Source organism: Mycolicibacterium monacense (genome assembly GCF_010731575.1).
Classification (GTDB): Bacteria; Actinomycetota; Actinomycetes; order Mycobacteriales; family Mycobacteriaceae; genus Mycobacterium; species Mycobacterium monacense.
In genome coordinates this window covers 4,621,167-4,633,931 of sequence record NZ_AP022617.1, presented here as the reverse complement: position 1 = coordinate 4,633,931, position 12,765 = coordinate 4,621,167, and the positions used below count along the sequence as shown (strand labels likewise).

Below are 12,765 nucleotides of genomic sequence, written 5' to 3'. Positions count from 1 at the left end.
CACGACGCGGCCGTGGAGTTTTGGCAACTAACCACCTTCCACCTCCGGCGCGCCGCCGCTGTCGTCTCCGGCGGCCACCGGATCGGCGGTTGCCGCCGGCGGTGATTCGGCGTCGGGCAGCTGACCCACCAGATACTCGGCGAGCCCCCCGATGGTCGGGTAGTCGAACACCGCGGTCGCGTTGATCGTGAACGCGCCGCCGAACTGACTGTGCAACCGGTTGCGGAGTTCGATCGCCATCAGGGAATCCGTACCGAGATCCAGGAACCGGCTCGACGCGGCGGGCGGCTGCGCGAGTCGCAGGAAGTTCTGCACCTCGCGCTGGAGGAACTCGGTGACGAACCCGGCCCGCTGCGCGACCGGGATCTCCTGCAGCTGCCGGAGCAGTTCGCTGTCACCGGTCACCTCCCCGGCCGCACTCGGCAGGACCAGATCGAGGATCGGCGGCCGCGATGCGCCCAGCACCTTGGCCGCACGCTGCCAGTTGGCCTTGATCACGGTGGCCTGCGCGGTGCCGTTCGCGACGACCTCGGCGAGTGCGCTCAGCGCCGCCGACGGCTCCAGCGGAACCAGGCCCTGGGCACTGATGTTGGCGGTGGCGGCCTCCGAGGATGCCATGCCGCCCTGTGCCCACGGACCGAAGTTGACACCGGTGGCCGGCAGGCCGTGCGCCCTTCTACGCGCGACCAGTCCGTCGAGCAGTGCGTTGGCCGTGGCGTAGTTGGCCTGGCCGGGGGATCCGAACAGGCTCGACACCGACGAGGACACGATGAAGAAGTCCAGATCGTCGTCTCTGGTCAGGTGGTCCAGGTGGTAGGCGCCGAACGCCTTGGGCGCCAGCGTGGTTCGGAACCGCTCCACGCTCTGTTGGGACAGCAGCGCGTCGTCGAGCACACCGGCCAGATGTGCGACACCGGCGAGCGGCGGCAGCTCCGCGCGGATCCGCTCGAGCAGTTCCTCGACCTGGGACTCGTCGCCGACGTCGGCGGCGAAGGTGTGGATGCGGCAGCGGTGGCGCTCGGTGATCTCGTCGATCACCTGCTGAGTGTCCGCATCGGGTTCCCGACGGCTGGTCAACACGATGTCGCCTGCGCCGAGTTGGGCCAGGTACGACGCGGTGTGCAGGCCGATCGCACCCAGGCCACCGGTGATCAGGTAGCTGCGGTCGGGACGCGGCTGCAGCGGGCTTGGCATCTGCACCACGATCTTGCCGATGTGGCGAGCCTGCTGCATGCGCCGGAACGCGGCCCTGGCCTCGGTCAGCGGATAGATCTCGGCAGGCAACGGCGCCCACTCACCCTTGCCCAGCCCGTCCGACACCTCGCCGAGCAGCCCGCGGATGCGCTCGGGCTCCTGAATGGTCACCGTATCGAGAGCCACGATCTCGTAGGAGATGTCGGGACGGGCCGCCGCCATCTGCTCGTGCGTCCAGATGTCGCGCTTGGCGATCTCGGCGAACCGGCCGTTCTGCGCGGTGGCGCGCACGGTCGCCTCGACGAACCCCTCGTTGGTCAGGCTGTTGAGCACCACGTCGACGCCTGCGCCGTCGGTGTCGGCCAGGATCTGGTCGGCGAAATCCGTACTGCGCGAGTCGTAGACGTACTCCACACCCATCTTGCGCAGCGTCGCGCGCTTGTAGGTGCTCGCGGTGGCGAACACGACGGCGCCGTGCTGCTGGGCCAGCTGGATGGCGGCCAGTCCGACGCCACCGCTGGCAGCGTGGATGAGCACCCGATCGCCGGGCTCGAGTTGCGCCCAGTCGAACGCGAGGCGGGCCGTGAGCGCCGCAGCGGGAATCGTGGCAGCCTCGACCGCGCCCACCCCGTCGGGGATCGGCGCGAGCAACTGGGCCGGCACGTTGAACCGGCTCGAGAACGCGCCCTGCATGAAGCCGTAGACGCGCTGACCCACCTCGAGCTTGATTCCATCCCGTCGCTCCGCTCGCCCCGAACCGACCCCGTCACCCAATTGCGTGACGACACCGGCGAAGTCGCCGCCGATCGGTCCCGGGTCACCGGGGTAGAGCCCGAGGACGTTGAGCACGTCGCGGAAGTTCAGGCCTGCGGCCTCCACCTTCACCTGCACGTAGCCCTCGGCCGGCGGCGGCACCTCCGTCTCGGTGAGCCGCAGGTTGTCGATCGCGCCGCGTTCGGTGGGCGCCAGGACGTAGTCGGTCGATCGCGGCACCGTGAGATGACCGCTGCGCGCCCAGTGCAACAACCTCGACGCGAGCAACTTCCCTTGGCGCAGTGCGAGTTCCGGCTCGTCGACCGGCGTGGTGAGCAGGGCACTCAGCGCCTCGACCGCTTCCGGGGATCCGTCGCAGTCGACGAGTTTGCAGCGCAGCGCCGGCTCCTCGTTGATCGTGGTACGCCCGAAGCCCCACAGCGCCGCCTGCACCGGGTCGACCGGTTCACCGGATTCGCAGGCCACCGCCCGCTCGGTGACGATCCACAGACCCCCCGGCAGCTTCACCTCACCGCGTTGCACGGCGTGCACCGCGCTGAGCAGGTTGGCGATCTCGGTCTCGATCCGCGCGGCGACATCGGCGCTCGACTCGTCCGGCTTCGGTGCGGAGGCACGCCATACGACACCGGAGAACGCCATACCGCGCTCGTGTGCCTGGGTGAGCAGCTGGCCGAGCGGCTCCGGATCCGTCGTCCGGTCGAAGGGGATGCATCCGGGGACCGCGTCGGCCAGTTCGTCGAACCCGGCGATCAGCCAGTTGCCGTTGGGGTCAGCCGGATCCACCGCAGGCAACGGCACCTCGTGCCAGCCCAGGGTGTAGAGCAGCCGGGTGGCGTCGCCGCCCAGGCCGCGTAGGAGCGCCTCGCGAGGTGCGCGTTTGACCGTGAACTCGCGGATACCGCCGAGGGGGCGGCCGTCCCGACTGATGAAGTCGAGGTCGAAGACCTGGGTCTCACTGTCCAGTTCGCTGTGGTGCCACTTGGCGCGGCAGTAGAACCGCCGAGGCATCTTCTCCTGCAACGTCACCTGCCCGTACCTCAGCGGCAGGAACAGATCGCTCACCCCCTGCTCGGCGGCGAGAAGCGCCGGGAACGCCGGGAACGCGACGCCGGTGCACAGGTCCATCAGCACCGGGTGGATCGGCTCGCTGCCGAGTTGTTCGGCGAGTTCCGCGCCGACGAGGACGTCACCGATCGCCTCACCGTCACCGAGCCACAGCGACTTCAGGGATCCGGACCAGGTCGGACCCCACGCCAGTTCCATGTCGGCGAAGGTCTCGAACAGTTCCTGCGGACGCATGCGGTTGCACCGCTCGATCGCCTCGTCGACCGGATCATCCTGCGACACCGGCGCGTCGTCGACACCCCGCACCACAGTGCCTTCGGCGTTCAACGACCACTCGGCGTCCCGCACACCGTACGAACGGCTGTGCACCTGGAACTTCTGCTCACCGTCGCCGAGCATGTGCAGGGTCAGCTGCACTTCGCGAGAACTCTTCTCGGGCAGGATGATCGGTTCGTAGAAGAACACGTCCTTCACCCGCGCCGGGGTACCGACCGCGGCCAACGCCATTGCCGCATAGGTGGCTCCGGGGACGACGACCGTGCCGTAGATGACGTGGTCGGACAGCCACGGCTGCGACTTGACGGACAGCCTGCTGGTGTAGACGGTGTCGCCGGACGCGAGATCCTTGGCACTGCCCAGGATTCCGGACGTCGCCGGACCGTCCACCGTGATGCTCGACGTCTTCGGCCAGAACCGTCGACGTTGGAAAGGATACGTGGGCAGTTCGAGCCGGTGATGCGGCTGACCTTGCAGCGCAGCGAAATCGGGCCGGAGGCCGCCGACATAGGCTGCGGCCAGCGCATCGGCGATCTGACGCCGATCGCCGACGCCCTTGCGCAGCGAGGCGATCGCCCGCGGAGCGGCCAGGTGCTCCGGCCAGATCTGCACCGCGGCCCCGGTCAGCACGGGTTGCGGACCGATCTCCATCAGCACCGAACAGCCGAGCGCCGCGACGGTGCGCACACTCTCGGCGAACTGCACCGGCTGGCGCGAATGCCGCCGCCAGTACTGCGCATCGAGCGGGGTCTGCCCGGTCAGTACCGCGCCGGTCCGGTTGCACACCAACGGCATCGTCGGGGCGGCGAACTCGAACTGCGCCGCGTAGGACTCGAACTCGTCGAGCACCGGATCGAGCAGTTCGGAGTGGAAGGCGTGACTGGTCTCCAACCAGGTGCAGCGGATCCCCTCGTCGGCGAACCGGGCGACGATCTGTTCCAGATCCTCACCGGGACCGGAGAGCACGGTGTTGGGTCCGTTGTAGGCGCCGACGGACACGCGCGCGAACTCACCGGCGATCTGCTCGACCTGTTTGGCGTCGGCGAAGATCGCCACCATCCGCCCGCCCTCGGGCAGGCTGCCGAACATCCGGCCGCGTTCGGCCATCAGCCGGGCGCCGTCCTCGAGGCTGAACACCCCGGCCACGCACGCCGCGGCGTACTGGCCCACGCTGTGCCCCAGCACCACGTCGGGTGTGACACCCCACGACTGCCACAGCCGGGCCAGGCCCATCTCGACCGCGAACAGCGCGGGCTGCGCGTACGAGGTGTGCCGCAACCGTTCGGCGGTCTCGCGGTCAGCGGCGAACAGCACCTCGAGCAGCGGAAGCGGCAGCATACCGTCGACCGCGTCCGCACATCGCGTCACGGTTTCCGCGAAAACCGGTTCGGCGTCGAACAACTCGCGCGCCATCCGGGGGTACTGGCTGCCCTGTCCGGTGAACAACCACGCGGTCGTCGGGCGGTTCGTGTGCTCACCCCGCACGACACCGGGGCGGGTGCGGTTGTCGGCCAGGTCGGCCAGACCCTGGCGGGCGCTGGCGACCGAATCCACGACCATCGCCGCGCGATGTTCGAAATGCGAACGACCCGTACCGGCCGTGAAGCACACGCCGGCGAGGTCGGCGTCCGGGTGCGCGCCCAGCCACGAGTCGTAACGCCGGGCCAACGCCACCAGTGCCTCCGGTGACCGGGCAGACAGCGGGAGGACGTGGACGGGCTGATCGTCGGTGTCGGACTCCTGGTCCTCGGACACCGGTGCCTGCGGCGCCTCTTCTACCAACACGTGCGCGTTCGTGCCGGTGAACCCGAAGGAACTCACCCCGGCGCGCCGCGGCCTGCCGTTGGGCTGCCACGGCACCGCCTCGTCGACGACCCGCACCGGCAGCGAATCCCACGGGATGTGCGGCGACGGGTTGTCGAAGTGCAGGCTCTGCGGCAGCACGCCGTGCTGCAGCGACAACACGACCTTGATCAGACCTGCTGCGCCCGAGGCGGATTCGAGGTGACCGATGTTGCTTTTGACCGATCCCATCAGCAGTGGCCGGTCCGCGTCACGGGAGGCGCCGTAGGCGGCGGCGGCCGCCTGCACCTCGATCGGATCACCCAGCGGGGTGCCCGTCCCGTGTGCCTCGAGGTAGTCGACGTCACCGCCCGTCAGGCCGGCGCGGGTCAGTGCGGTCTTGATGAGGCGTTGCTGCGCACCACCGTTGGGCACGGTCAGACCGCTGGAGGCGCCGTCCTGGTTCACGGCGGTGCCGGGGATGACCGCGCAGACCCGGTCTCCGTCGCGCACCGCGTCGCTGAGTCGCTTGAGCACCAGGATGCCGCAGCCTTCGCTGCGCACGTAGCCGTCGGCGGAGGCGTCGAAGGTCTTGCACCGACCGACGGGGGAGAGCATCCGCGCGCGCGAGGCGGCGACCACCGTCACCGGGCTGAGCAGGACGTTCACCCCGCCGGCCACTGCCAGGTCGCAGTCCCCGGAGTGCAGTGCCTGAACGGCCTGGTGGACGGCCACCAACGCCGAACTGCACGCGGTGTCCACCGCGACCGCCGGACCCTCGAGGCCCAGCGCGAAGGCGACCCTGCCGGAGATGGCGTTGAGCGCGTTACCGGTGATGAAGTGGGGCTCGATCTTCTCGATCGACTCCGACGACAGCAGGTGGGCGTACTCGTTGGCGGCCACGCCCACGAAGACCCCGGTCCGGCTGCCCCGCAGATCCGCCGGGGACAGGCCGGCTCTTTCGATGCCCTCCCAGACCGTTTCGAGCATCAGCCGCTGCTGCGGTTCGATCCAGACGGCCTCACGGGGGGAGATGCCGAAGAACTCGGGGTCGAATCCGTCGATCCCGTCGAGGAATCCGCCGAAGCGCGTGTAGGTCTTGCCTGCGGCGTCCGGATCCGGGTCGTAGAACTCGTCGATGTCGAACCGATCCTCCGGGACCTCCCGGATCGCGTCGACACCACCGGAGAGCAGATCCCAGAAGGCTTCCGGGTCGGGAGCGCCGGGGAACCGGCACGAGACCGCGACGATCGCGATCGGGTCGTCCGTGCGCTCGGAGGCCAGAGACGCCAGCGCGGGCCGGGATTCGGCGGGCGCCTGTTCGGACAGGCCGAGCACCTCGCCGAGCAGGTAGTCGGCCGCGTCGGACAGGCGGGGATGGTCCATCACCAGGGTGACCGGGATCTCCTTGCCGACACCCTGTTCGAGGCGGCGCCGCAGTTCGACGGCCATCAGCGAATCCATCCCGAGGTCGAAGAACCCTGCGTCCTCGCGGATCTCGGCGGAATCGACGCGTGTCACCTCGGCGACCGCGTCCCGCAGATAGTCGGTGAGCAACTTCTTGCGCTGCTGCACCGGGGCACCCGAGAGCCGCTCGACCAGTGGGGTCTTCCCGGATGCCGTCACCGCCGGCGCCGCATCCGTCGACGCGACCGGCACCTCGCGCTCCAACTCGGTCAGGAACGCGCGCCTGCCCGCCTGCTGGTACAGCGGCAGGAAACGGGCCCAGTCGATCCGCGCGATCACGCCCTGAGGCGCAGGACCAGCCACGACGTCGGCCAGGCCGGCCAGTGCATCGGCCGGGTCGAGGGTCCGGACTCCGCGCTGCTCGAGGCGCGCGCGGGACTCCGCGTCGGCCATCCCCGCCGACCACGGACCGAAGTTGACGCTGGTCGCGGCGATACCCTGTTCGCGCAGGCGCCAGGCCAGTCCGTCGAGGAAGGCGTTCGCCGCCCCGTAGGCGGTCTGACCGAACCCACCCCAGACCGAGGCGATCGACGAGGTGCTGATGAAGAAGTCGAGCTGCAGGTCGACCGCCGCCTCGCTGAGATGCCAGGCGCCCCAGACCTTTCCGGCGAAGACGCGATCGACCTCGGCTTGCTGGGATTCGTCGTCCATCGCGCTCAGTGCGGTGGTGCCGATCTCACCGGCGGCGTGGACGATGCCGGCCAACGGCGGTAGCTCGGCCTGCACACCCGCCAACAGGCGTGCCACGTCGTGCGCGTCGGCGACGTCGGCGGTGGCCACCCGGATCGCGCAGCCGAACTTGTCGCGCAGCGCGTCGATGCGCTGTTGCGCGGCATCGCCGGGTGCGCGCCTGCTGGTCAGCACGACGTTCCCGGCACCGTGCGCGGCCAGGTATCCCGCGATCTCCAGGCCGATCGCACCCAGCCCGCCGGTCACGAGATACGTTGCGTCGCTCCGCAGCCGCAGCGGAGCACCGCTGGGCTGCCCGGTCCGCCGGACCAGCCGGGGCACGTGGACGGCGCCGTCGCGCAGCGCGACCTGGTCTTCGGTGACATCCGACTGTCGCGGCGCGCCGATCCGGTCGAGGAGCCGGGACCATTCGTCTTCGCTCGCACCGGGACCGGTCGGCAGGTCGGCCAACCCGCCCCACAGGTGCGGAAGCTCCAGCGACGCGGCCCGTCCGAATCCCCACAACGCGCTCTGATCGGGCGCGACGGTGTCGGTGGCCGTGACTCGTTGTGCGCCACGGGTGATCAGCCAGATCGGGGTGCGCAGTCCGGTGGTGGTCACGGCATGGAAGAGCCGTCGGGTTCTGTTGAGGATCCGGTGCTGCATCCTCAGCAGGGTCCGCATCGACGGTGCGGTGGTGGCGTCGAGGGCCGCGATGTGCAGGATGCGGACAGCGCCCCCTGGCGCCGATACGTCGTCCACTGAGGCGCGCAACGCATCCGCGAGGGACGCCTCGTCGGCGTCGGACACCGGCGACCCGACGAGCCGGTGGCGGTCGCCGCGGGCGGTCACCGCGTCGATCAGCGGACGGGCGGCGTCGGTGTCGTCGCCGACGATGATCCACGTGGACGGCTCGCCGGTCGCCGCCGGCGATGCGGTGGTGAGCTCCTCCCAGCGGATCTCGTAGCGGTCATCGGTGATCGACTGACTCGTACGCTGTTGGTTGTGTTGTGCCGCAAGCTTGCTCAGCACGTCGAAGGTCTGCCGATCACCGTCGGTGTCGCCGAGCAGGGCCGCGAGTTCCTCGATCCGGCCGTCCTCGAGGAGGCCGACCGCCTCGGTGCGCGCGGCCTGATGGATCGGCGGGCCTGCCTGTTCGGGACGTTCCGCCTGGTTGTCCCGGAACGAGTACTGGCGGTGCTCGAACGGATACGTCGGCAGGTCGAGCTTGTGCGCGTCCGGCCGCTGAATCGCCGCGAAATCGGGCCGGTGGCCCAGGACGTAGGCGTCGGCGAGGGCTTCGGTGATCTGCCGGTGGTCGGCGGTGTTGCGCCGCAGCGAGGCGATCGCCCGCGGCGCGGTGGCGGGGTCGGGCCAGGCCGAAAGGGCTGCGGCGGTGAGCACCGGTCGCGGACCGATCTCGAGCAGGACCTTGCAGTTCAGTTCGGCAAGGGTGCGCACGCTCTTGGCGAACTCCACGGGTTGGCGCGCGTGCCTGCGCCAATAGGTGCCGTCGAGTTTCGCGCTCCAGCCGAGTGCGGCGCCGGTGCGGTTGTCGATCAGAACCCGTTGCGGGGCGGCGTATTCGATCTGCTGCGCGTACGACTCGAACTCGTCGAGGATGGGGTCGAGCAGCGCCGAGTGGAAAGCGTGGCTGGTGTCCAACCAGTCGCACCGGACACCGTCGGCCGCCAGCGTGGCGACGGCCTTTTCCAGATCGCCTGCCGGGCCGGACAATACGGTGTTGGCGCCGTTGTAGGCCGCGACCGACAGGCGCGGGTACTCGTCGGTGATGTTCTCGACCCGTTCGGCGGCGGTGAACACCGCGACCATGCGGCCACCCGCGGGCAGGCTGCCGAACAGGCGGCCGCGTTCTGCCATCAGCCGCGCACCGTCCTCGAGGCCGAGCACACCCGCGACGCAGGCCGCCGCGTACTGGCCGACGCTGTGGCCCAGCACCACATCGGGTTCGAAGCCCCACGACTGCCAGAGCCGGGCCAGGCCCATCTCGACGGCGAACAGGGCGGGCTGCGCGTACGAGGTCTGCCGCAACGTCTCGGCAGCCTCTGGACCGTGGGCATCGAATATCACGTCGAGCAACGGCTTTTCGAGCACATCGGCGACCGCGGCCGCACACTGCTTCATCGTCTCGGCGAACACCGGTTCGGTGTCGAACAGCTCCCGCGCCATGCCCGGGTACTGGCTGCCCTGCCCGGTGAACAGCCACGCCGTCTTCGGTGTGTCATGGGATTCGCCCCGCACCAGGCCGGGTGCCGGTCGGTCCTCGGCCAGCGCACCGAGCAGTTCGACCGCCGACTCCCGCGAATCGACCACCAGTGCGGCTCGCTGCTCCAGGTGTGCGCGCGCCGTGCTCGCGGTGAAGCAGACGTCGGCCAGCGTGGCCTCCGGATGGGTGGTCATCCAGCTGCGGTACCGATCGGCGATCCGCACCAGGGCGGACGGTGTCCGCGCCGAGAGGGGAAGGAGGCTGAACCGCTCGCCGGGTTCGGGGGTCGCCGCGGGCGTGACGGTCGACTCGGGTGCCTCTTCGAGGATGACGTGGGCGTTGGTGCCGGCGAACCCGAACGAGCTCACCCCGACGATGCGCGGCCGGCCGTTGCGCTCCCAGGGCGTGGACTCCGTCACGACCTTCACCGCGAGCCGGTCCCACGGGATGTGCGGCGACGGGGTGGTGAAGTTGAGGTGCTTCGGCAGGGTCTCGTGTTCGAGCGACAGGATCACCTTGATGACGCCGGCGATCCCCGCCGCCGCTTCCAGGTGCCCGATGTTCGTCTTCGCCGAGCCGATCAGCAGCGGCCGGCTCGGTTCGCGTCCGGCGCCGAGCACCTCACCTGCGGCCTGCGCCTCGATCGGGTCGCCCAGCGAGGTTCCGGTGCCGTGCGCCTCCAGATATCCGACATCGCCGGCCCGAACACCCGCTCGTTTGAGCGCATCGGTGATAACCCTTTGCTGGGCAACACCGTTCGGCACGGTCAGACCGCCGGAAGCACCGTCCTGGTTGATTGCGCTGCCGCGGATCACCGCCCGGATCCGGTCGCCGTCGCGCAGCGCGTCCTCGAGGCGTTTGATGACGATGACGCCGCATCCCTCACCGCGTACGTAACCGTCCGCGGCGGCGTCGAAGGTCTTGCACCGGCCGTCGGGTGCGAGCATGTGCGCGTTGGAGAACGTGATCATGGTGGCGGGGGTGAGCAGGACGTTCGCACCGCCGGCCAGCGCGAGGTCGCATTCGCCCAGTTGCAGCGCCTGGCACGCCTGGTGGATGGCCACCAGCGACGAGCTGCACGCGGTGTCGACGGCGACCGCGGGCCCCTGCAGGCCCAGCCGATAGCTGATCCGGCCTGCCGCCGCCGCATTCGACGTACCGATGGCCATGTAGGCCTCGATCTCGGGGTAGCTGAGCTCGTCCGAAGCCATGCCCAGGTAGTCGTGGGTGGCCAGACCGACGAAGACTCCGGTGTTGCTGTTGGCCAGATCCGTTGGCGCGGTGCCCGAATGTTCGACCGCACGCCACGCCGTCTCGAGCAGCAGCCGGTGCTGCGGGTCCATCAACCTGACCTCGCGCGTCGACATGCCGAAGAACGGCGCGTCGAACCCGGTCACGTCGTCGACGAACCCCGCACGGCGGGTCACGACCTTACCGGGCGCCCCCGGTTCCGGGTCGAAGAATTCGTCGACATTCCAGCGGTCTTGGGGGACTTCCGAAATCGCCTCGCGACCGTCCCGCAAAAGGTCCCAGAACTCGTCTGCGTCCTGTGCCCCTGGAAACCGAGCCGCGTAGCCGACGATGGCAAATCGGTTGGCCGGCACGTGCGGATATGCGGCAGACTCCATGCCGTTCGTGTCCTCCCTTGCGTCTGCGGTCAGTGCACGACCCCTGTGGGACATCCACTGTCGCGACGCAAAATAAACTCCCGGGTCGCACACTAGGGCATGTTCCCGTGAGATGCGCGAGTGCTGCTGATCGTTTCTGCGGTCGGCGCGGGGCCGCGGCGTCGGATGCGAGAGTATGTTGACCGGCGACGGCTCGAGCCGGATCCGGATACCGGCACGAACCGGCCGAAGCGGGGAGGAAAACGCTTTGCGCATAGGGAAGATCACCATCGGCGGTCTCGACGAATGGGCGCTGAAACCGGGCACTGTCACGTCCTGGCATCCGACTCCGGCGGCTGCCGAAAAGGCGCGTCGAGCGCCGGTCAGCTCGGTGCCCATCAGTTACATGCAGCGCCAACATCTTCGGAATTACCGCGAACGGACGGGCGCGGGATTGAACTTCTCCCGGCAGATCATCGCGAGCTGTGAAGTGTCGGGCGAGTGTGAGATCGCGGCGATGGACCACGCCGTGAACAACTATCTGCGTCGGCACGACACTTTCCGCAGTTGGTTCGAAGACATCGGTGACGGGGAGTTCGTCAGGCATGCCCTCGAGGATCCGGCGGACATCGAATTCGTCCCCGTCCATCACGGCAGCATGACCGTCGACGAGATACAGGCGCACGTCGTCGGGATACCGAGTCCGCTGGAGTGGGCCTGCTTCACTTTCGGCATCATCCAGAACGACGGCGATTTCACATTCTTCGCGGCCATGGACCACGTTCACGGCGACGCGACATTGATCGGTACGACAATGTTGGAAGCCAACGGAATGTATTCCGCGCTGAGCGGCGGCGGTGAGGCGCTCACGCTTCCCGAGGCCGGTAGCTTCGACGAGTTCTGTGTTCGCGAGCGCGAGCGCACGGCGGATCTGACCGTGGACAGCAAGGATGTGCAGGCGTGGATCGACTTCGCCGACAGCAACGGTGGCGGCTTCCCGGAATTCCCGCTTCCGCTGGGCAATCCGCAGGAAGCGACCAGAAGTAGCATGACCACCGAGGTCCTGATGGACGTCGCCCAGACGGAGCGCTTCGACGCCGCGTGTGCGGCCGCCGGTGCCCGCTTCGTCGGGGGCCTGTTCGCCTGTCTGGCTCAGGTGGAGCACGAGTTGACGGGTGCGCTCACGTATTACGGTCTCACTCCGAGGGATTCGCGCAACGCCACCGACAATTTCATGACCCAGGGTTGGTTCACCGGGTTGATCCCGATCACCGTGCCGATCGGCGCGGGGTCATTCGCCGATGCCGCGTGGGCGGCGCAGGCTTCATTCGACTCGAATTTGAATATGGCAAAAGTGCCGTACTACCGGGTGCTGGAATTGGCGCCCTGGTTGAACTGGCCGCAACCGAATTTCCCCGTGTCGAACTTCTTCCATGCCGGCGCCGCCCCGCTCAACGCCGTTCTGGCCGCGGCTGACATGGGCCTCGCGGACAACATCGGGATCTATCCGGACGGCCGGTTCTCCTATCAGCTCACCATTTACATATTCCGATACGGCGAGGGCACGGTGATGGCGATCATGCATCCCGACAATCCGGTCGCCGAGAAATCGGTGACCCGTTATATGCAGGCGATGAGAACCGTTTCGGCGCTGGTCGCCGACAGCGGGCACTGGGGACGCGTCGCATAGCGTGAAGCGGCGAG

At 68.7% G+C, this 12,765-nt stretch carries 2 protein-coding genes; one reads left to right on the top strand and one right to left on the bottom strand.

Features of this window, described 5'->3' with window-relative positions; all coding sequences use genetic code 11:
* Nucleotides 1-27 precede the first annotated feature (27 nt).
* Entirely contained in the window at nt 28-11,082 is an 11,055-nt protein-coding gene (locus G6N49_RS22160) for a type I polyketide synthase (protein WP_083044537.1), read from the bottom strand.
* A gap of 247 nt (nt 11,083-11,329) precedes the next feature.
* Between G6N49_RS22160 and G6N49_RS22155 the strand changes: the two genes are divergently transcribed.
* Nucleotides 11,330-12,751 (top strand): condensation domain-containing protein, encoded by a 1,422-nt coding sequence (locus tag G6N49_RS22155; protein WP_064916453.1) that lies wholly within the window; start codon nt 11,330-11,332, stop codon nt 12,749-12,751.
* Nucleotides 12,752-12,765 lie beyond the last annotated feature (14 nt).

Bases quoted from the DNA above. Each gene is read 5' to 3' on its own strand.
- G6N49_RS22160 (WP_083044537.1), bottom strand. From the start codon at position 11,082: ATGGAGTCTGCCGCATATCCGCACGTGCCGGCCAACCGATTTGCCATC.